At 43.2% G+C, this 21316-nt stretch carries 19 protein-coding genes; 5 read left to right on the top strand and 14 right to left on the bottom strand.

Translation table 11 applies throughout. The annotated features are described in order from the left end of the window. Positions 1–38 precede the first annotated feature (38 nt). The 3 genes from trpS (at position 39) to Q0993_RS13460 (ending at position 6577) form a co-directional block, all read left to right on the top strand. A complete protein-coding gene (trpS, locus tag Q0993_RS13470) occupies positions 39–1007 on the top strand; it encodes a tryptophan--tRNA ligase (RefSeq protein WP_299533802.1) in 969 nt (322 codons plus the stop codon). Positions 1008–1041: 34 nt separating this feature from the next. Further along, positions 1042–3591 carry a Plug domain-containing protein gene (locus tag Q0993_RS13465; RefSeq protein WP_299533800.1) on the top strand — a complete coding sequence of 850 codons (2550 nt, stop codon included), beginning with the start codon at positions 1042–1044 and terminating at the stop codon, positions 3589–3591. 460 nt (positions 3592–4051) lie between these two features. Continuing rightward, the gene (locus tag Q0993_RS13460) at positions 4052–6577 is read left to right on the top strand and encodes a TonB-dependent receptor (protein WP_299533798.1); all 2526 of its coding nucleotides are present in this window, start codon (positions 4052–4054) and stop codon (positions 6575–6577) included. Between the two features lie 170 nt (positions 6578–6747). On the opposite strand, the gene dprA is transcribed toward Q0993_RS13460, so the two are convergent. Next, on the bottom strand, positions 6748–7851 hold the full coding sequence (gene dprA / locus Q0993_RS13455; protein WP_299533796.1) for a DNA-processing protein DprA: 1104 nt from the start codon (positions 7849–7851) through the stop codon (positions 6748–6750). A gap of 105 nt (positions 7852–7956) precedes the next feature. On the opposite strand from dprA, the gene Q0993_RS13450 reads away from it, so the two are divergent. Both Q0993_RS13450 and Q0993_RS13445 read left to right on the top strand, forming a co-directional pair. Further along, a complete protein-coding gene (locus Q0993_RS13450; RefSeq protein ID WP_299533794.1) occupies positions 7957–8910 on the top strand; it encodes an SPOR domain-containing protein in 954 nt (317 codons plus the stop codon). A 77-nt stretch (positions 8911–8987) separates the two neighbouring features. Beyond that, positions 8988–9500 carry an acyl-CoA thioesterase gene (locus tag Q0993_RS13445; protein ID WP_299533792.1) on the top strand — a complete coding sequence of 171 codons (513 nt, stop codon included), beginning with the start codon at positions 8988–8990 and terminating at the stop codon, positions 9498–9500. Between the two features lie 20 nt (positions 9501–9520). Here the strand turns inward: Q0993_RS13445 and Q0993_RS13440 are convergent, their stop codons facing one another. From Q0993_RS13440 to atpB, 13 genes are all read right to left on the bottom strand, one after another. Beyond that, positions 9521–10357: an aldo/keto reductase gene (locus tag Q0993_RS13440; RefSeq protein ID WP_299533790.1), complete on the bottom strand. Its 837-nt coding sequence runs from the start codon at positions 10355–10357 to the stop codon at positions 9521–9523. Positions 10358–10373: 16 nt separating this feature from the next. After that, the gene (locus tag Q0993_RS13435) at positions 10374–11603 is read right to left on the bottom strand and encodes a peptidoglycan DD-metalloendopeptidase family protein (RefSeq protein ID WP_299533788.1); all 1230 of its coding nucleotides are present in this window, start codon (positions 11601–11603) and stop codon (positions 10374–10376) included. Continuing rightward, positions 11593–12390 carry a DUF4292 domain-containing protein gene (locus Q0993_RS13430; RefSeq protein ID WP_299533786.1) on the bottom strand — a complete coding sequence of 266 codons (798 nt, stop codon included), beginning with the start codon at positions 12388–12390 and terminating at the stop codon, positions 11593–11595. Before Q0993_RS13430 ends, Q0993_RS13435 begins: the two co-directional genes overlap by 11 nt. 2 nt (positions 12391–12392) lie before the next feature. Next, positions 12393–13325 (bottom strand): hypothetical protein, encoded by a 933-nt coding sequence (locus tag Q0993_RS13425; protein ID WP_299533784.1) that lies wholly within the window; start codon positions 13323–13325, stop codon positions 12393–12395. A 98-nt stretch (positions 13326–13423) separates the two neighbouring features. Beyond that, positions 13424–13858 carry a dUTP diphosphatase gene (gene dut / locus Q0993_RS13420; RefSeq protein ID WP_299533782.1) on the bottom strand — a complete coding sequence of 145 codons (435 nt, stop codon included), beginning with the start codon at positions 13856–13858 and terminating at the stop codon, positions 13424–13426. After that, the gene (locus Q0993_RS13415; protein ID WP_299533781.1) at positions 13855–15315 is read right to left on the bottom strand and encodes an oligosaccharide flippase family protein; all 1461 of its coding nucleotides are present in this window, start codon (positions 15313–15315) and stop codon (positions 13855–13857) included. The genes dut and Q0993_RS13415 overlap by 4 nt, the downstream gene beginning before the upstream one ends. Positions 15316–15397: 82 nt before the next feature. Next, the gene (locus Q0993_RS13410) at positions 15398–15901 is read right to left on the bottom strand and encodes a hypothetical protein (RefSeq protein WP_299533778.1); all 504 of its coding nucleotides are present in this window, start codon (positions 15899–15901) and stop codon (positions 15398–15400) included. 255 nt (positions 15902–16156) lie between these two features. Next, positions 16157–17017: an ATP synthase F1 subunit gamma gene (gene atpG / locus Q0993_RS13405; protein ID WP_299533775.1), complete on the bottom strand. Its 861-nt coding sequence runs from the start codon at positions 17015–17017 to the stop codon at positions 16157–16159. A gap of 86 nt (positions 17018–17103) precedes the next feature. Next, the gene (gene atpA, locus Q0993_RS13400) at positions 17104–18684 is read right to left on the bottom strand and encodes a F0F1 ATP synthase subunit alpha (protein ID WP_299533772.1); all 1581 of its coding nucleotides are present in this window, start codon (positions 18682–18684) and stop codon (positions 17104–17106) included. A 60-nt stretch (positions 18685–18744) separates the two neighbouring features. Then, on the bottom strand, positions 18745–19284 hold the full coding sequence (gene atpH, locus Q0993_RS13395; protein ID WP_299533769.1) for an ATP synthase F1 subunit delta: 540 nt from the start codon (positions 19282–19284) through the stop codon (positions 18745–18747). Between the two features lie 6 nt (positions 19285–19290). Then, positions 19291–19791, bottom strand: coding sequence for a F0F1 ATP synthase subunit B (locus Q0993_RS13390; RefSeq protein WP_299533767.1), 501 nt, complete (start codon positions 19789–19791; stop codon positions 19291–19293). Between the two features lie 78 nt (positions 19792–19869). Next, positions 19870–20061, bottom strand: coding sequence for an ATP synthase F0 subunit C (gene atpE / locus Q0993_RS13385; RefSeq protein WP_299533765.1), 192 nt, complete (start codon positions 20059–20061; stop codon positions 19870–19872). Positions 20062–20129: 68 nt separating this feature from the next. Continuing rightward, positions 20130–21206 (bottom strand): F0F1 ATP synthase subunit A, encoded by a 1077-nt coding sequence (gene atpB / locus Q0993_RS13380; protein WP_299534031.1) that lies wholly within the window; start codon positions 21204–21206, stop codon positions 20130–20132. Between the last annotated feature and the right edge of the window lie 110 nt (positions 21207–21316).

Here is a 21316-nt window from a genome sequence, read left to right as displayed (position 1 = left end):
CGATTTCTGTTACCTTTGCTTCTCTTTGAACTAAGCTTATGGCGCGAATCTTAACAGGCATACAGAGTACAGGTACTCCACATTTGGGAAATATTCTTGGGGCGATAATTCCAGCTATAGAAATGGCCGCCGACCCCAACAATGAATCTTTCCTTTTTATTGCGGATATGCATTCGCTTACCCAGATAAAGGATGGTACGCGATTGCGCAACAACACCTTTGCTACCGCAGCGGCTTGGTTGGCCTTTGGACTGGATGTAGAAAAAACAGTCTTTTATCGGCAAAGTGATGTGCCACAGGTCACTGAACTGGCATGGTACCTCAGTTGTTTTTTCCCTTATCAAAGATTGACCTTGGCCCATTCCTTTAAAGACAAGGCAAATCGATTGGAGGATGTAAATGCCGGTCTTTTTACCTACCCCATGTTGATGGCGGCTGATATCTTATTGTATGATGCCGATATCGTTCCCGTGGGGAAAGATCAATTACAACACTTGGAAATGACTCGGGACGTAGCCTCCCGTTTTCATGCCCAATTGGGGGAAACCTTTGTGTTACCGGAAGCCGAGGTCCAAGAAGAAACCATGTATGTTCCTGGTACGGATGGGGAAAAGATGAGCAAAAGCAAGGGTAACCTTATCGATATCTTTCAACCGGACAAAAAACTACGCAAACAATTAATGGGCATTGTCACGGACAGCAAGGCTCTCGAAGAGCCCAAAGACCCTTCAACGGACAATGTGTTCGCACTGTACAAATTATTGGCCAGCGTGGAACAGATCGAGGAAATGAGCGCGAACTATTTGGCAGGCGATTATGGGTACGGGCATGCCAAACAAGCTTTATTTGAGCTTATTCTAGAAAAGTTCGGCGATGCCCGCGAAAAATTCGACTATTATATGGCCCATCTGGACGAGGTAGATAAAGCCCTGGCACTTGGGGCTGAAAAGGCCAAGAAAGTGGCGGACGAAGTTTTGTACAGGGTACGTGGGAAATTAGGGTATTAATTCGTATATTAAAGCGTCCTTCAACGCTTTATCCATGGTCCATTACATCTCCCCCCCTACGAATAAAATACCTTTCGGTCTTTTCGTTTCCCTACTGTTCACATTACTCCAAAGTCCGGATCTCAATTCTCAAGAGGTCGAAAACCTCCACCACCAGACCATTTTGAAGGAATTGCGCCATTATGCGGCCACCGGTGGACCGGAAAAAATCTATGTCCAAACGGACAAGGAGTTTTATCTCAATGGGGAGACCATTTGGTTCAAGGCCTATCTGGTGGATGGCATTACCCATACCCAAAGCACTAGGAGCAAGATTGCATATGTAGAGCTTTGGAACGAAAAGGACAGCCTGATCGCCCTAAGAAAACTCTATGTGGAAGATTTCGGCGCGGCCGGGGATATCAAAATCGATAATAGCCTGCAAGGGGGGACCTATACCTTAAGGGCCTATACCAAGTATATGCTGAACGAGAAAGAACCCGCCTTTTTCTTTAAGCAGGTCCCAATATGGGATTCCGAAAAAATCGTAGCCGAACCGGGACTGTCCACCGAGGAAGGTGATACAGATATCCCTTTGCAAGCGACCATGGTCCGACCTAATATCGAGTTTTTCCCCGAGGGAGGGCATTTGGTCGAAGGACTCTATAACGTCATGGGCCTAAAGGTCACCGATAAACAGGGAAACGGCCTTCCGGTACAGGGAAGCTTAGTGGACGAAAACGGCACCCCCGTCGCCTTTTTCCGAACCTTTGATTTTGGGCTAGGTAGTGTGAACTTTACTCCGGAGACTGGCAAAACCTATTTCGCTCGGATTGATGACGGGGAAATCAGTGTGTCGTCTCCCCTACCAAAGCCCCTGCCCAAGGGTTATGTGCTCAATCTTAAAAACAAGGGAGACCATATTCTCATAAATGTCACTTCCAATCACGAAAGTGGGCTTCAGGGACTATTCTTATTGGGCCATTTAAGGGGTGAGATTATCTACAAGCACCATATTGACAGGCCTAACGCCAAGGGCAATGCCGTTTTTAAACTGTCCACGGAAGGGCTCAGAGATGGTGTGGCACAGTTCACCTTGTTCGCCGAGGACGGGGAGCCGCTCTGCGAACGTCTGGTATTCTTGGATTCTCCTGCAAACCTGGAACTTGCCATAAGTACGGAATTCATGGACTATGACCTCCGTGAACCTGTATCCACCACAATAGCGCTAAAGGACCAAACCGGGGAACCCATGATAGGTGAGCTTTCGGTGAGTGTGTTCAGCGGTGACAACAATTTTAAAGGTAATAGGGGAACTAACATCAAAAGTTGGTTGCTGTTGGATTCGGATATAGGCGGTACCGTCCCGGACCCTGACTATTTTTTTATGGACAATTCCTCTTCCAGGAAACAATTGTTGGACCTTTTGATGCTTACCCACGGTTGGCGCAGGTTTGTCTGGAAGGATCTTCGCGATACCTTAACGACCAAAGTATTGGCACATGCCCCAGAAAAGGGAGTTGTAATACGCGGCAGGACCACGGCTTTCTACAATAGCAGTAAACCGTTGAAGTCCCAGGTAAGGTTTACCATCCTGGATAATGGCGCTTATCAGGAACAGGGGGACACCAATCCGGAAGGAGAGTTCAGTTTTGGCCCGTTTATCTTCCAAGACAGTATTCAAGGGGTCCTTGAGGCCTTTGTCCTAGGGAAAAAGAGAAAGCCGAAAGTGGCTATTTATACAGACTCCATTAGTTTTTCGGTCCCTTTTAAACACCCTGCCGTACAAAGTGGCTCCTTAAATCTTACACAAAGCCTGCAAGACTATCTCGAGAAGGCTCGGAAAAAGAGGGAAGCCGATTTTACATATGATCCCAAGATAACCCAGCTTGAGGAGGTTACCGTAATTGGAGAAGAAAAGACCAGGGCACAGCTAATACAGGAAAAGGCAACTGAGTATGCGATATACAAAGAGCCTACCATGCGGTTGTTCACGGATTCCCTTCCGGGCATCCAAGGGGCCAGTATGATGGACATGCTACGCCGGGTACCCGGCGCACAGGTCTTTGGGACATATCCTGACCAAAAAGCCATTTTGCGTGTTACAAGCTCCTTTAAACCCCTTGAACCCCTTTATGTTGTGGATGGCGCGCCGGCTACTTGGGAATTTGTCAGATTCATGATGGCCAGCCAAGTGGTGTTCATGGATGTCCTTAGGGGAGGTGCGGCGGCTATCTATGGTGTGCGTGGTGGTACCGGGGTCGTGGTCATCTACACAAAGGGTTCGTTGCTTGTTCCGCCTCCTAAGCCTAAGCGCATTCCAGGGGTGACTAGTTTTAATGTTTCAGGGGTCTATAAGGCTAGGGAATTTTATTCCCCAAATTATGCCGTACCCAAGAAGGAACATGAAAAACCGGATTACAGGACAACATTACATTGGGAACCCAAACTTCTAGCAACGGAAAAAGGCACCTATTCCCTTTTGTTCCACACGGGCGATGGCACCGGGGAATATATCATAAAGGTAGAGGGAATGACCAGGGATGGAAGACCCGTCGAAGGGCTCTCCCGCTTTACGGTAACCGACGAAGATTCCAAAATGTGACCCGATTTAAATCTTTGATGTACCGACCCTGGGGTCGGTTCTAAAGGTCGGTCATTGGTTTTTCCTAGGGTTCTGGCCCGGCCATAGGCTTTCTTTTCATCGACAAAATTCCAAAAGCACTGTTTCCCTCGTTCTTTTTCCGGTCATACGGATCTATTGGTTTAGGAAATCCTAAATGCCCTCGAACAATTTTCCGAGAGCGGGCAGATCATGCCCTTCATTTCATATCCAATAAAGTGGAAGAAATCTGAAAATGGGTAAGCTGCATTCCAGTGCCCTGTTATCCATTAATTGTTTATCCTTTTTTGCAGACAGGAATAGGTAATATTTGTATTTTGTACATACTAATAACGACTAACGGATGAAGTTTTGTACAGGCTCTGTGAGAGGATAGAGCATTAATTTGTACCTTAAAGCATTCTTCAGCTTTTTGATCATGACTCATTACTTTCTCCCCCTTATGAAGAAAATGAAACATGGTTTCTTCGTTTTCCTTCTTTTCCCAATACTCCAATATTCCAATCTCCATTCACAACAAAGCGAAAACCCCAACCACGAAACCATATTGAAGGAATTGCGCCATTATGCGGCCACTGGTGGACCGGAAAAGGTCTATGTCCATACGGATAAGGAGTTTTATGCCATTGGAGAGACCATTTGGTTCAAGACATATTTGGTGGATGGAATAAGCCATACACAAAGCACTAAAAGCAAGATTGCATATGTAGAACTTTGGAATGAAAAGGATAGCTTAGTTGCCCTAAGAAAACTTCACATGCAAGATTTTGGTGCAGCCGGAGATATTAAGTTAAATAGCAACTTACAAGGGGGAATCTATACCATAAGGGCCTACACCAAGTATATGATGAACGAAAAAGAACCCCTTTTGTTCCATAAGCAAATTCCTATTTGGGATTCCTCAAAAATTACAACCGAGCCGCAACAATCCATTGTGGGTGATGGTTTCATAAGATTACCAGAATCGGCTATGGACCACCCAAACATCGAATTCTTCCCCGAAGGAGGGGATTTGGTTTGTGGATTGGAAAATATTATGGGGATAAAAGCTACTGACAAGGAGGGGAATGGACTTCAAATACAGGGTAAGATATTGGATGAAAGCGGTAATCCCGTAGCTTTCCTCAAAACTTTCGAATTTGGACTTGGACAGGTGCATCTAACTCCAGAGATCGGAAAAAAATATTTTGCCCGAATTGATAATGAAGAAACTAATATGTCTTTTCCCCTTCCCAAGCCATTGGCCAAAGGGTATATGCTCAATCTTAGAAACAAGGGAGACCACATTCTTGTCAAGGTTACCACCAATAACGAAAAAGGGTTGCAAGGTTTGCTTTTGTTGGGCCATCTTCGAGGTGAAATCATTTACGAAAATTATTTGGAGAAGTCGTACTCCAATGATGTATATCAGATAAAATTATCAACCAAGAATTTAAAGAGTGGTGTTGCAGAATTTACCCTTTTCGCCCATGATGGAGAACCTCTCTGCGAACGTCTGGTATTCTTGGATACTATTGAAAACCTAGAACTTGTCACAAGCACGGAATTTATTGATTATGGCATCCGCGAACCTGTATCCACAACGATAGCGCTAAAGGACAAAACAGGGGAACCCGTCCAGGGCGAGCTTTCGGTAAGTGTGGTCAGCAGCAATAACAACCTTAAATGGAAAAGGGGAACGAGCATTAGAAGCTGGTTGTTATTGGATTCAGATCTAGGTGGTAAGATGCCAAATCCGGATTATTTTTTTAAGGATGAATCGTCATCCAGAAAACAAATCTTGGACCTGTTGATGCTTACCCATGGCTGGCGTCGGTTCGTATGGAAAGATTTTCGAGATACTTTGGTTTCCAAGGCAGTACGATTAGAGCCTGAAAAGGGGCTCGAAATACTAGGGAAAACCACTTTTTTCAATAACAATAGTAAATCATTAATGTCCCAAATAAGGTTTACCCTCTTCGAAGATGGTGTCTATCAAGAGCAAAGCCCAACCAATGCCAATGGAGAATTTAGTTTTGGACCTTTTATCCTAAAAGACAGTGCTAGAGGCATCATTGAGGCTGTTGCCATAGGAAAAAAGAGAAAGCCGGAAGTCGCAATTTATCTGGATTCTACAGCTTTTTCAATTCCCCTCAGCCCATATACCGGGCCGAAGGGCAAATTTACTCTCTCAAGAAATGTTCAAGACTATCTCGAAACCGTTGAGAAGAAAAAGAAAACTGACTTTGAATTTGACCCTAAAATAACTCAATTGGAAGAGGTCACGGTTATAGGAGTGAAAAAGACCAAGGCAAGTCTTATTCAGGAAAAGGCGGACGAGATGACATTACATTATATGCCGACCCGACGATTATTTACGGATTCCCTTCCGGGTTTCCAAGGAGCCAGTATGATGGATATGCTACGCCTATTACCCGGCTCTCGTGTGTTGGGAATTTATCCCTATCAAAGCGTTACTTTTCGGGCCGAAGGCGGGTTTACAAGACTTGAGCCCCGTTATGTTGTAGATGGCGTTCCGGTTTCTTGGGAATTTGCCAGATCCATGTCGGCAAGCCAAGTGCTCTTTCTGGATTTAGTTCAAGGTGGTGGGGCCGCGGTCTATGGTGCACGTGGCGGGGCCGCAGTCGTTGCCATTTACACCAAAAGTTCTTTGCAACTTCCTCCGCCCAGACTCAAACGCTACCCCGGGGTAGCTCACTTTACCGTTTCCGGGGTTTATAAGGCGAGGGAATTCTATTCCCCTAACTATGCCGTTCCCAAAAAGGAACATGAAAAACCGGATTATAGGACTACATTGCATTGGGTACCCAGACTTACTATTTCAAATAATGGGTTAGGTTCTTTTTCATTCCATACAGGGGATAGCACGGGGGAATATATCATAAAGGTAGAGGGAATTACCCGGGACGGAAGACCTGTCGAGGGGATTTCCCGCTTTACGGTAACCGACGAAGACTCTAAAATGTGACCCGATTAAATCTTTAATGTACCGACCCCAGGGTCGGTTGTAAAGGCCGGTCATTGGTTTTTCCTAGGGTTCTGGCCCGGCCATGGGCTTTCTTTTCATCGACAAAATGCCAAAAGCACTGTTTCCCTCGTTCTTTTTCAGGCCATACAGACCTATTGGTCTAGGAAATCCTAAATGGCCTCGAACAATTTTCCTGGGAGCGGGCGAATCATGCCCTTCATTTCCATGTTCAACAAGGTTGAGGATACTTTGAAAATGGGCAGACTGCATTCCAGGGCAATGTTGTCCAACAACTGTTTGCCCTCTTTTTGCAAATAGGTGTAAATAGACCTTTCCGTTTCGTCCAGCTCCGTAAAAAGCTGCTTCTGTACCGCCTTGGACTCTACCTTTTTCACTTCCCAACCCAGTAGATACACCAAATCCGCTGCCGAAGTAAGCAAATGTGCCTTTTGTTGTTTTATCAAATTATTGCAGCCCGAACTGAACTTGTCTCCTGCACGACCAGGAACCGCAAAAACATCACGATTATACCCATACGCTATATCCGCTGTGACCAAACTGCCCCCTTTTTCAGCAGATTCTACAACTACCGTTGCTTCGCTCATCCCTGCAATAATCCGATTACGCTTTAAAAAATTTTCGCGATCCGGGTTTTGGGAACTCCAAAATTCGGTGAGGAATCCGCCGTTCCTTTCAACATCGGCCATATATCTGGAATGTATCTTGGGATAGATCTGGTTCAAACCGTGTGCAAGGCAACCTATTGTCTGCAGTCCATACTTCATGGCTGCTTTTTGGATACAAATATCCACCCCATAGGCAAAGCCGCTAACGATAATAGGATTTAGCGGGGCGATATCGGCTACAAAGCTCTCGCAAAAGGCCATACCGTAACTTGTTATATTTCGTGTGCCTACAACACTGATTATTCTCCTTGCCTCCCAATCTAGATTCCCCCTCATAAAAAGTAAAATGGGCCCATCTATACAATGCTTCAGATATGACGGATAAGCTGAATCCATAAAGTAGGAGTAGGATATCTCATTTTCCTGTATAAACTCATATTCCGATTGGGCGGCCTCCAAATGTTCGGTATCGAAAAGACCTCTGAGCTTTGCCGAACCAATACCATCAATTTTTTTTAAATGGTGCAGTTTATCATCAAAAACAGCTTCGGCCCCCCCACAATGCGCAATAAGTTTCTTGGCCGTAACGTCCCCAATATAGGGGGCATTTTGGAGACGGAGCAACGCAATCAATTCGTTGTTAATCATTTAAAAAGACCTTTGAGTTATCCACAAAATACCTAAAATACAATGTTAATAAAAAGTTATGCAGGCGCTTTATAGGGCTACGTTTTTTTTTAATATTTGTTCCATATGGCATTGGAACACTACATAACGGAGTTACTTTATCGCTACACTTGTGTCGTGATACCTGGCTTTGGGGCATTTCTAACACAGACCAAATCTTCCGTTCTCGATACCGATACCCATACGTTGCATCCACCAACAAAGATGCTTTCCTTTAACGAACAGCTCACGTCCAATGACGGGCTTTTGGTTTCTTATATCTCCAAGGTAGAAAAAACTTCTTATGAAGTGATGTCTCAAAAAGTGGATCACGTTTCGACAGAATGGAAAAGGCGTTTAAGAAATAATGAGAAATTGGAATTGCCCCATATTGGAGAATTATGGTTGAACGAAAATAGCAAGGTGCAATTTCAACCTTCCGCACAGGTCAATTACCTTACCACTTCCTTTGGTTTTTCATCGTTACCATCTTCGCCTACACTACGCGAGAACCTAAAAGAACGTGTTGTTGTTTTGGAAGAAAAAGTACCTTTTGCATTTACCCCGGAAAAACGAAAGGAGTATTCCTTTAGGCCCTATCTCAAATACGCCGCGCTGTTCTTATTGGCACTTGCCACAGGACTAACGGGTTTTCGTGCATATCAGGAAATACAAGGGCAACAACAATTGGTGAAGGAGGAAGCGCAGCAAAAAATCTCCAAACAAATCCAGGAGGCTACTTTTTTTGGTAATAGACCTATGGAATTACCTACGTTTACTTTAGATGTTATCGCCAAAAAAGACCTTGAGAAAGGAACACATCATGTTATCGCCGGCGCTTTTCGGGTTAAGGCCAATGCGGATAGAAAAATCCGGCAATTGAACCGCTTGGGCTTTGAGGCTTCCTATTTGGGTGCCAATGACTTTGGTTTACATATGGTAGCTTATAGCAGCCACGATGATCCCAAAGAAGCTTTGAATGCCTTAAAACATGTAAGGCGGACCCATTCAAGTGATGCTTGGTTAAAGTCCATAAAATAAGTCTTAGTCCTTTCTTCCCCTTTATATTGAACGTATCTTTGTGTTGTATTTAGTTCCACAGCGCTAAATTTTTGCAAATGCAGGCCAAAAAACCTTCTGAATCCAGAACTATAATGACTGATATGGTGCTCCCCAGTGAGACCAATCCGCTGAACAATCTTTTTGGGGGCGAGTTGTTGGCCCGAATGGATAGAGCTGCCAGTATCGCCGCACGCCGTCATAGCCGGCGTATTACCGTTACCGCTTCGGTCAATCATGTTGCCTTTAATCAATCCGTTCCGTTGGGTAGCGTGCTTACTGTGGAGGCCGCAGTTTCCAGGGCCTTTACTACTTCAATGGAGGTCTATATTGATGTTTGGATGGAAGATCGTTATAACGGAAAAAGGACCAAGGCCAATGAGGCGATTTATACCTTTGTTGCCGTAGATGAAACCGGAAAACCTACCGAAGTACCTCGACTTACGCCGGAAACTCCATTGGAAAAGGAACGTTTTGAAGCAGCATTGCGGCGCAAACAATTGAGTTTGGTGTTGGCCGGTAAAATGAAACCAAAGGAAGCTACTGAGTTGAGAGCTTTATTTATGAAATAAGCGTTTGGCCATAAAAAACCCTATAAGTCGAAATTATCCGGATCTGGACCGATACGTTCCCCGCGATCAAAACTATCCAAAAAAGCGACTTCATCCGCCGTAAGTTCAAAATCAAAAATTGCAGCATTAGTAAGGATTCGTTCCTTTTTGGCCGATTTGGGTATGGTGACCACCCCTTTCTGTAAGTCCCACCTCAATATTATCTGGGCAGCGGATTTGTTATATTTCCGTTCTAATTCCTTACATATGTCAAGCCGAAATAATTTCCCTTGCATAAATGGAGACCATGCCTCGTATTGAATGTCTTTAGATGCACAGAAATCGATCAGGTCCTGTTGGACCAAATAGGGGTGGAATTCCATTTGATTAACCATAGGCAAAACTTGGGCGGTTTGTAATAGGTCTTCCAAATGATGCTGTAAAAAATTACTAACTCCAATGGCCCTTACCTTTCCCTCAGCATATAATTCTTCCATGGCACGCCAGGTATCCTTAAAGCTGCCGGCTACCGGCCAATGCACCAGATACAAATCAAGATATTCAAGTTGTAATCGTTTGAGACTATCCTCAAATGCCTTAAGCGTACTTTCGTAGCCTTGATCAGAGTTCCAGACCTTACTGACCACGAAAACCTCTTCCCTTTCTACCGAACTTTGCTGTATCCCCTGGCCCACACCTTCTTCATTTTCATAGACGGCCGCCGTATCCACATGACGGTAACCAGCGTCCAACGCCCATCGGACGGCATCTATAGCCTCTTGGTCGTTATCGGACTGATATGTCCCCAATCCAAAATAAGGCATACGCACCCCGTTATGTAATTCAAAAGTTCCCTGTATATCCGTAATAGTCCTCATGTTATGAATTTTGGTTTTATAATCTGTATACCCAGTCTTCGGGATTTAGTTTTGAGGTGTCCTTGTATAAATAAAACTTTAAACGGGTCTGTCCATTGGATCGATTGGTATAAACCGTTCCCAATTCCGTTTTTGCGGCGACTTTGTCCCCTTTGCGAACAAAAAGATCGGAAAGGTTGTAATATGTACTTATAAAATTGCCGTGTTTTATTTGAACCCCTTTGTTTCCACCAGGAACGGAAAGAATGGCAATAACCTCCCCTTCAAAGATGGCCCTTGCCTTTGCTCCCTGTTCGGTAGTTATGATTACGCCATTGCTCTCATGCTTAATTCCAGGATAAACGGCGTCCTTGTATATCCCAAACCCTTGGCTCTTTATACCTTTTTCAACGGGCCAGATAAGCTTTCCCTTGTTGGCAGAAAAGTTGTTCGCCACTATGGTTGCTTCGGGGGTCAACACAAATTTATTAACGCTTTTACCCGTCTTGCCGGTTCTTTTATTGGATGCGACAATCGCGTTGCGTATCAGTTCTTCTATCTGTTTGTCTATTTTTCGGGCCTCCCGTTGCTTGCTTTCAATAGCTGCCGCATATTTGCTTTCATTCTTTCGAATCGAACCCAAAAGCTCCTTTTGGGCTTTTATCTCCTGCATTAATTGATTCTTGGCCTTTCTATTTTGTGCCAGAAGCACTTCCTTCACTTTTCGTTCTTCGGTGAGATCTTTGTTCAACCGGGTCAGCTCATCGGTCTTTTCAAGTATCATTTCTCCCTGTTGCCTGCGGTAATCGGTATATTGCTTCATATACTGAAATCGCTTGAATGCCTGAAAAAAATTCTCTGCAGAAAGCAGGAACATCAACCGGTTCCGCTGGGCCCTGTTCTGATAGGACTTCCGAATCATAGTACCGTATTCTTCCTTTAAAGTCTGCAAATCGTCCTTAAGCTTGGCAATATTCCGGATATTGGCATTGATTTTCCGGTTCAACAAATTGGTCTGCTGATTCGTCACCTGAATTAACTGTTGGCGGACGTTGATTTTTTTATCAAGGGCTTCCATCTGGTCCAAAACAGTTCCTCTCTGCTTCTTTTCCGCAAACAATAGGCGATTTATTTCCCGTATTTCATTCTGAAGTCTTTCACGTTTTGCTTCCAACAGTTTTTGTTCATTGGTTTGGGCATTGGCCTGTACCAAGCTGAAAAACGAAAACAATACAAAACAAATCCTATATAGCCGGCTATATGTCATTCTTGTTCAAAACTATTTCAGTAAAACCTTTTGGTATTTTATAGGGAAAGTTTAGTCGTTTGTTGAACTCCACATTGCGATATTCGATATCAATACTATTGGTCTGGGTACTGTCCGTAGCAGCAATCTTGATTTTTTGAGGTAAGATCCAAGCACTTACTTTTTGATAGTCCGTATAGTCAATTTCCAACATCCTCTTTTTTGAAGGCTGGGATAATTGCTGAGTGGCCATCTTAAAATTTATCGGTTCTATTTGAAACAAGGTCTTAAAAATTGATAAGGCTTGCTTGGGTTTAAGTTGGTAGTTCTCATGAGCGATGGAAACATCAAATTTCTCTTTGCGCAAATCAAAAAGAGCGTGGCCCAATAATAGGTTCTGAAGATTATCATAATTCAACTCGGTTCCTAAAAGCTCACTTAAATAGGAAAAATCCCCATCAAAATATTCGTTTTGCAGTTTGTTGTAGAAGGAAACCCTAGTTGGTGTAATATAGGCCTTGACCAACCCCAAAGGGGCACTTATCCATATGGCCCTGTCCTTTTGCATTCGCAGGCTTACATTGACGCTTTGGGATGACTCCCCGTCCGAGTAGTCTATTTTAGCCTTTCCACTAAGCGTGTTGAAGTTTGTTTGGTTCTGATAATGCCTGCGGATTACATTTTTTGCCGATAAATTCTCGTCTATGCTACTGTCTCCTGCTACTTTGGCCGACTTACAGGAAAGAAATAAACACACGAACACCAGAAAGCCTACACCTGTTCGTGACCTCATCGATTGCAAATCCATAGCTAAAATCCGGGTTTTATCTTACGAAGATACATATTTGCCTTAGAAGTATCTTTCAAAGCCGTGTATGCGATAACCAATTCTTCATAGAACTTGTTGGCCAAAACAACATCATCCAAAATATAGTCCAACGCAGATTCCAATTCCTCTGCGGCCCGTATATGTTCGCCCTTTTTGTTTAAGGCATGTGCCAAGGCATAATAGAAATAGGGTTGCAATGGATAGCTTTCCAAAGCTTCCTTCGCCATCTCCTCAAGGGCCAACAAGTCATTGGACTGGATAAGATTCTCTATTTGTGTCTTAAAGTCCAGAAGAGGGTCCGAAACTACGGTCTTGGTGGTCTCCTTAGGTGCCTTGGTCTTATGTAATTTTTGCTTCTCGATAGAGTCTTTGAGTTTAGATCTCAATTCCTCTGAAAATGTTGATACACGGATTTCATCCAATACGTCCAGTGCATCTTCGAAGTTTTTTTGTTTAAAATAAATCAAAGCCAAATTCTCCCTCAATGCATTGTTTGCATAGGGAATATTCGATTTTATCGTATTTATTGAACTTCCTTGCTTTAGGACTATATTTACCAAAGTATCCAGATACCAAAGGTTTTCAGGCTTTGCATTCAACGCATTTGTGCCATGTTCCTGGGCCAGGTCATATTCTTTATTAGCCAGATATACCTTGGCAAGCTCATGATTTATGACATGGGCATCAGTGTCCATTTGTCTACACTCCAACAAAAGGTTAATAGCCTTGTCATAATTCTCGATACCTTTTTGCTTTAATGCTTCAAAGAACTTTTCCTGAAAAGTATCCGAATATTCTTCCAAGAAAACCTCGGCGCTCTCCTCTGCTTCTATAGTATCTTCTTGAGCATAAGTTTGGATAGGAGCCAAAAGAAAGCCCATAAAAAAGTACACTATGCAAAACATTGGTTTCATATATCAAACTTTGCCTTTGGGATGCCTGGTAAACAGAAATAATGATAGATGTTATATACGGACATTATTGTATTTTCAAACTGATTTATTGTGGAGCATTATTTAGTACCCGTACTTCCAAAACCTCCTGCCCCACGTTCGGTTTCAGACAATTCTGCAACTTCTTTCCAATCCGCACGCTCGTGTTTGGCAACCACCAATTGTGCAATCCGTTCCCCATTTTCAATTATAAAAGGTACATCCGAAAGATTTACAAGAATCACGCCAATCTCCCCCCTATAGTCCGCGTCAATAGTTCCTGGTGCGTTCAATACGGTAATTCCTTTTTTGGCGGCCAACCCGCTTCTAGGGCGTACTTGAGCCTCAACGCCCAGCGGAAGTTCAAGAAAAAGGCCGGTTGGCACAATGGCCCGCCCCAAAGGTTGTAACGTAATGGGTTCCGAAATATTGGCCCTTAAATCCATTCCCGCAGATGCATCAGTTTCATAATGAGGTAGGGGATGAGCAGATTTATTGATAATCCTTATTTTCATTTTTTAAAAAATATCTGTTTTAATTTATCATTTTCCATCTTGTAGATCAATCCCAAAAACAGCAGTAGCAAAATTGATCCCAAAATCAAGTCTCTATTAAAAACATAAAAAGATAGCACGGAAAATAGGATTGATAGTCCTAAATAAAATATAATTTTCCTGAAGTTATAAGGAATGGGATAATACATACGTCCAAAAAAGAAAGACATTGTCATCATAGAGCCGTAAGCTACCAAGGTAGCAACAGCCGATGCAGTATATCCAAAACGAGGAATGAATGCCATATTGATAACTATGGTGAGCAAGGCGCCTATTAATGATATGTAGGCCCCAATCTTTGTTTTATCCGTTACTTTATACCACACGGACAAATTATGATAGATTCCTAGGAAAAAACTGGCCAGGACAATAAGGGGCACTATGGACATGGCTTCCCAATAGGCCTCATTGCGAACAAAAATAACCTTTAATACATCGGCAAAAACGACTACGGACAACAAAATAATGCTCCCCAAGACAACAAAATAATTAGTTACTTGCGCATAGGCTTTTTGCGGGTTTTCTGTCTTAAAATGATTAAAAAAGAAGGGTTCAATTCCCATACGGAAGGCAGTTGCGAACAAGGTCATAAAAAGAGCTAATTTATAACAGGCGGAATACTTTCCCACTTCGCTTTTAGCGATATCTTCCGGTAACAACCATTCCAAAAGAATCCTATCAAAAACTTCATTGACGGTAAATGCAACTCCGGCAATCATTATGGGCATGGAATACCGAATCATTTTATGCCATAATGGTTTGTCAAAAAAGAAGGGCTGTCGCAAGTAAAGATGGGACATTAGCGTGAGTGTCACGCCGCTTGCTATTAAATTTGATATGAATATATACGAAATCTCAAAATTTTCCCTGTATAACCCACTTAGAAGACCGCCAGGATTCCCATGGACAATTTTGGGTAGGAACAAAAGAAAGAAAACATTTAACCCAAAGTTCAAGGATACGTTCAAAATCTTTATAACGGCATATCGTGTCGGCCTCTCGTTGGCTCTAAGCCATGCGAACGGAACAATGACCAAGGCATCCAAGGCAAGAATAAAAATGGCATACCGAATATATTGGACCGCTATTCCGGTAATTTCGGCCATGCTCTCCTGAAAAAGTAGTGCCACAAAAACAAAAAAACCTGTCGTTCCCAGAATGGAAAGCAACGATGTGGAGATGACCTTGTTCTTATCCTCCTCTTGACTATAAAAGCGGAAAAAGGCCGTTTCCATACCATAGGCCAACAATACATTGAATATGGCGAACCATGCAAAAATAACGGAAACCTCACCATAGCCGGCGGTATTCAAAAGCGCCGTATAAAGCGGTAATAACAGAAAGGAAAGCATCCGAGGCAATACTGTGGCCAAGCCATAAATTGCAGTTTGCTTAAATAGTTTTTTAAGTGGATTCAAGGAATCGATGATTAAAATTCAAAAATACCCATTTCCCTTTTTGTATAAAAGGCTTGTCATTTTTATGGGAACATTTCCTTAATTACTCAAAATTTCGAAAAGGTAACGATGGATAGGACATAATAGGGTTTTGCCTTATGTACTCGATTTTAAAATACTTGATTTTCCCGCCTTCAAGATATGTTAGTGCGGCCTGTGTCCCTGTTAGTTCAAAAGGCAAGGAAGGCCCATTAAAAACACCTGGCCCAGTATTCCAAGAGCCATCGTTGCCAGTGGCCGCCGCTTCTTTCAAAATGTTCATCGGATATTCCGCAACAGCCACCGCACCAATTTTCTGAAGCTTAATTTTCACATCGACAACTTGACCTCTATGATATAGTTTTTGTAAGGTAGCCCTTTTCGTATCCAAACTGCGAATGGGGATTATTACATCGTACCCTACTTCTTCCAGGTTCTCTTCCACAATCCATCTTTGGGCATAAACCTGCCCCAATTGAAAGGGTAGTCCGGCCTTTGATTCCTTTTTGGATGCACATCCGAACAGGATAAAAACTACAGCAATCAAACCACAGATTAGACGTTTCATAGGTGCATTGGTAATAGACCTATACATTGATCTTGATATTCAACATATGGAGGTGCTCTAAAAAAGTTTACAAAAAGGGAAAACCTCACAAATATAAAGTTTCCTAATTTTTTGAGTTCTTTATACGTAGAAAATATGAATTGCGTCGCCCAATTGTTGAGTGCTTCCGCACCGTTGGGATTTGCCTCCGCTGACGCGTCGCCCAATTGTTGAGTGCTTCCGCACCGTTGGGATTTGGCTCCGCTGACGCGTCGCCTAATTGTTGAGTGCTTCCGCACCTCCCACAATTTCCAAGATTTCGTTGGTGATAGCAGCCTGCCTGGCTTTGTTATAGGTAAGTTTTAATTGGTCACGCAATTCGGTCGCATTATCCGTAGCCTTGTGCATGGCCGTCATACGCGCCCCGTGCTCACTGGCAAAGGAATCCCGAATGGCCTTGTACAACTGTGTTTTTAGAGATTTAGGAATCAACTGTTCCACTATTTCCTCCTTGGAAGGCTCAAAGATGTAATCCGTAACTGATGTAGCGCCTTCCTGAGCGGGGAGAATTGGTAAAAACTGTTCTGTCATTACGAACTGTGTAGCGGCGTTTTTGAATTTGTTATACACCAATTCTATCCTATCATATGAACCGTTGGTAAAGTGCTCCATAAGTTCTTCTGCGATGACGGTTACCGTATCGAATGTTAGCGTGTCATAGACTTCACTGTGATTGGCGATTACATTGTTCTTTTTTCCCAAGATATCATTACCCTTCTTTCCAATGGCCATGAAATCTACCTGCTTGTCCCCATACCTCTCACGAGACAAGGAAACACATTGCTTGATTATGTTGGAATTAAAAGCGCCACATAGGCCCCGATTTGAGGTTATGGCCACCACCAATACTTTTTGGATCTCTCTGTCGTCAGAGAATTTCCCCCCGGCATCGGCATCTAGATTCGCACTTAAACTTTGTAAAAGTTCCGTAAGCTTATCTGCATAAGGCCGCATTTGGGTAATGGCATCCTGGGCTTTCTTCAACTTGGCCGCCGATACCATTTTCATGGCACTGGTAATCTGCATGGTCGAAGATACCGTTCCAATTCTATTGCGTATTTCCTTTAAGTTCGCCATTCTTTGGGTTCTGGGTTCAGAGTATTGGACTATGGATTTTTAAGATAGCTACTATAATTCGTGCCAGTTCTTCACTCTTTTGTTATCTAGCTTTTATATTTTCCAGACAAATCCTTGGCCAAGGCCGTTAACGTATCTGTAACCTCATCGGTTAATTTACCGGCTTTAAGGGTATCCAGGACATCTCGATGCTTTGCATTCAAAAGTTCCAGATAATCCCTTTCAAACTCTTTTACTTTTTCAACGGGAACATCCCTTAGCAAGTTCTTTGAGCCTACGTAGATAATTGCCACCTGATTCTCCACGGTAAATGGATCGTTTTGTGCCTGTTTTAATATCTCAACGTTTCTACGCCCTTTTCCAATAACATTTAAGGTAGCGGCATCCAAGTCAGATCCGAATTTGGCAAAAGCCTCCAATTCCCGGAATTGCGCTTGATCTAACTTTAAGGTTCCGGCAACTTTTTTCATGGATTTGATCTGCGCCGAACCCCCTACACGAGAAACCGAAATACCTACGTTAATCGCCGGGCGTACACCTTGATTAAAAAGATCTTGCTCCAAGAATATCTGCCCATCCGTGATGGAAATTACATTGGTGGGGATATAAGCGGATACGTCCCCTGCCTGAGTTTCTATGATGGGCAATGCCGTTAAGGAACCTCCTCCCTTTACCATTGGTTTTAATGGTTCCGGTAAATCGTTCATGTTTTGTGCAATGGCATCATCATTGATGACCTTCGCAGCACGCTCCAGCAATCTTGAGTGCAGATAAAATACATCACCGGGATAAGCCTCTCGTCCCGGGGGTCTTCTCAACAACAGGGAAACCTCGCGATAAGCCACGGCCTGTTTAGAAAGGTCGTCATATATAATCAAAGCCGGGCGTCCCGTATCCCTAAAATATTCACCGATGGCTGCCCCTGCAAAAGGTGCATACACTTGCATGGGTGCGGGGTCAGAAGCATTGGCCGCTACAATAGTAGTATAAGCCAAAGCGCCTTTATCTTCCAAAGTTTTCGCTATAGCTGCAACAGTAGAGGCCTTCTGGCCGATGGCCACATAGATACAATACACCGGTTCGCCTGCATCGTAAAACTCCTTCTGGTTGATGATGGTATCTATACAAACCGTGGTTTTTCCGGTTTGGCGGTCACCAATGACCAATTCCCGTTGTCCACGGCCAATAGGAATCATGGCATCAACAGCCTTGACCCCTGTTTGGAGTGGTTCGTTAACTGGTTGTCGGAAAATAACCCCAGGTGCTTTTCTTTCCAAAGGCATTTCATACAACTCGCCGGAAATAGCTCCCTTACCATCAATAGGCAATCCCAAGGTATCCACAACTCTCCCTACAATGCCTTCTCCTACATTGATGGAAGCAATTCGCTGGGTCCTCTTTACTGTGGCACCTTCCTTAATTTGCTTTGAAGGTCCTAGCAATACGACCCCCACGTTATCCTCTTCCAAGTTTAAAACAATACCTTCCAATCCGCCTTCGAATTCTACCAATTCCCCGTATTGGGCGTTAGAGAGCCCATATACACGTGCGATACCATCACCGACCTGCAGTACGGTTCCCACCTCGTCCAAGGTGGCGGTAGCTTCAAATCCTGATAATTGTTTCTTTAATATTGCCGATACTTCTGCGGCTTTTACTCCTGCCATTTGTTCTAGATGTAAAATGTAAGACAAGAGACAATGGATGCCTGTTGCCTTAACTTCGTTTTATAGACTATTCGTAAATTCTCGTTTAATATTGCTCAATTTATTGGCGATACTGGCATCATATTGCAAATCGCCAACGCGAAGGACAAATCCTCCAATAATGCTTTCATCAACCGTATTCTTAAGGGTTACCTTATTACCGGTAATTTCCCCAAGCTGTTTCAATACCTTTTTTTCCAGGGCTTTCGTCAAGGGAACTGCAGTAGTAACGTAGGCTACGTCCTCCCCCTTGAGCTTTTCATTTAGAATGATATATTTAAGTGCCACTTCATTGAGCATATCAATTCGCCGATTGTCCACCAATAGGTTCATTAAGCCCTCAGTGATATGGTGGCTATCCTTAAAAACAGATAAAACCGCTTTCTTTTTGGCTTCACCCTTAATAATAGGGCTGGTCAATATATCCCTTAGCTCTTTACTCTCGGAAATGGTCTGCACTACTACCCGCATATCCTTTTCCAAGGCGTCCGTAGCTTTATTTTCCACTGCCAAATCCAAAATCGCCTTGGCATAACGAATGGCTGCTCTAGAGTCGTTCATTATGGACTAATTCAGTTTTATATCACCCAACATATCGTCAACCATCTTTAATTGCTTGTCTTTGTTGGAAAGTTGCTCCTTGATTACTTTTTCAGCGATTTCAACGGACAGCTCAGCCACTTGGTTCTTGATGTCGGCAACCGCCGCTTTTTTCTCACTCTCAATGGTAGCCTGCGCCTGCTTGATCATCTTATCACCCTCTATCTGGGCCTGCTCTTTGGAATCGGCAATCATCCTATCCTTGATTTCCCTGGCCTCCTTCAACATGGCCTCCCGCTCATTTCGTGCCTCCTGTAAAAGTTTTTCACTGTCCGCCGTTACATTTTGCATTTCCTTTTTAGCCTCTTCGGCAGCGGCCAAGGCATTCTTAATGCCTTCCTCGCGTTCATTGACCGCATTCAAAATAGGTTTCCATGCATATTTGCGGAGCAATAACAGCAATAGGATGAACAGTAGGGTCAACCAAACGAACAATCCCAGCGAAAACTCATTTATCAATTTCTCCATACTCTTGTTTTAAAGCAATTTTTAAACTTAAAGCTTAGGCCGTAACCAACCGTTACGGCCTTTGCAAAATTTGTAGATTTAGACTGCAAATAAGGCAGCAAAACCAATACCTTCAATAAGCGCCGCTGCAATCAACATCGCCGTTTGAATTTTTCCGTAAGCTTCGGGCTGACGGGCAATAGCCTCCATGGCGGATCCACCGATCCTACCAATACCAAGACCAACACCGATAACCACCAAACCTGCACCTACCATAATTGGAATTTCCATAATCTATCTAGTTTAAAAATTAAAAATTCAACTTAAAGACCCCGTCATGGGGAATTACATACTACTTTTTATAAATGGGCCAACTCCGGCTCGTCTTCATGTTCATGATGATCATGTTCCTCGGAGGCAAAGCCAAAATATAAAGCCGACAACATGGTGAAAATATATGCTTGTAGCAACGCCACAAGAACCTCTATCAGTGAAATAGCAAATGCCAACGCAAAGGACAACGGACTCCCCAACCAGCTTTTAAAAAGGAACATAAGCCCAATTAAGCTCATCAAAACAATGTGGCCTGCCTGCATATTGGCATACAAACGAATTAAAAGTGAAAAGGGCTTAATGATCAATCCCAATAATTCTATGGGCACCAATATAATATACAAGGGTATTTTTGCATACCAAGGCATGGTATCTCCCAAAGGATCGAATAGGTGTTTCCAATAATCCTTTGTTCCTGTAAAATTTGTAATCAAAAAGGTCAGCAGGGCCAAACCAAAGGTGATGGCGATATTCCCAGTAACATTAATCCCTAATGGGGTTAAGCCAAAAATATTCAAAAACCAGATAAAAAAGAATATCGTCAGCAGAAAGGGCATATACTTTCTGTAGTGTTTCTCCCCAATGTTCGGTCTTGCGATATCATCCCTTATGTAAAGCACTATGGGCTCAAAGAAACGACCTGCTCCCTTAGGAATTCCACCATTTTTGGCGTATGACCTCGCCAAACTGGTAAACAGCCAAAACATCAAAAGTCCCGTAATAAATATCATGACCACGTTCTTCGTAATGGAAAAGTCCATGGGTTTTGTGTTGGCAGGGTGTTCCTCCTCATCATAATCAATGGTTCCCTGAGCATCGGTCTTGTATATTTTACCGTGGTAAAGCCTGTAATAGTTTCCGTCTACCTGGGCAAGCTCTTCCCCGTGATGAAATTTGGACGAAGAGAATACCTTAAGCCCATTGTCCCATAAAATGACCGGCAATGGCAGTCCAACATATACATGTTCGCCATTGTCATTGGTATAAGAAAACAATGAAAAATCATGGGAATCCAGTAAATGATGATGAATGTATTCCTTAATCTCAGTCTTAAGGTCTTTCTGCGGCTCATCCGAGTGTTGCTCCTTATCTTTTCCGAACATGTTGGCACTCAATGAAAGTGCCGTTGCCAAAAGAAAGTTTGCAAAGTATGTCTTTTGCATAAAGCTCTAAAGTATCGGTCCCTAAAAATCGGTGCAAATGTAAGGCATTC

Origin of the sequence: Ulvibacterium sp., assembly GCF_028285715.1 — a bacterium.
GTDB lineage: Bacteria > Bacteroidota > Bacteroidia > Flavobacteriales > Flavobacteriaceae > Ulvibacterium.
The sequence above is the reverse complement of the archived record's forward strand: the minus strand, read 5'-3'. Positions and strand labels throughout refer to the sequence as shown.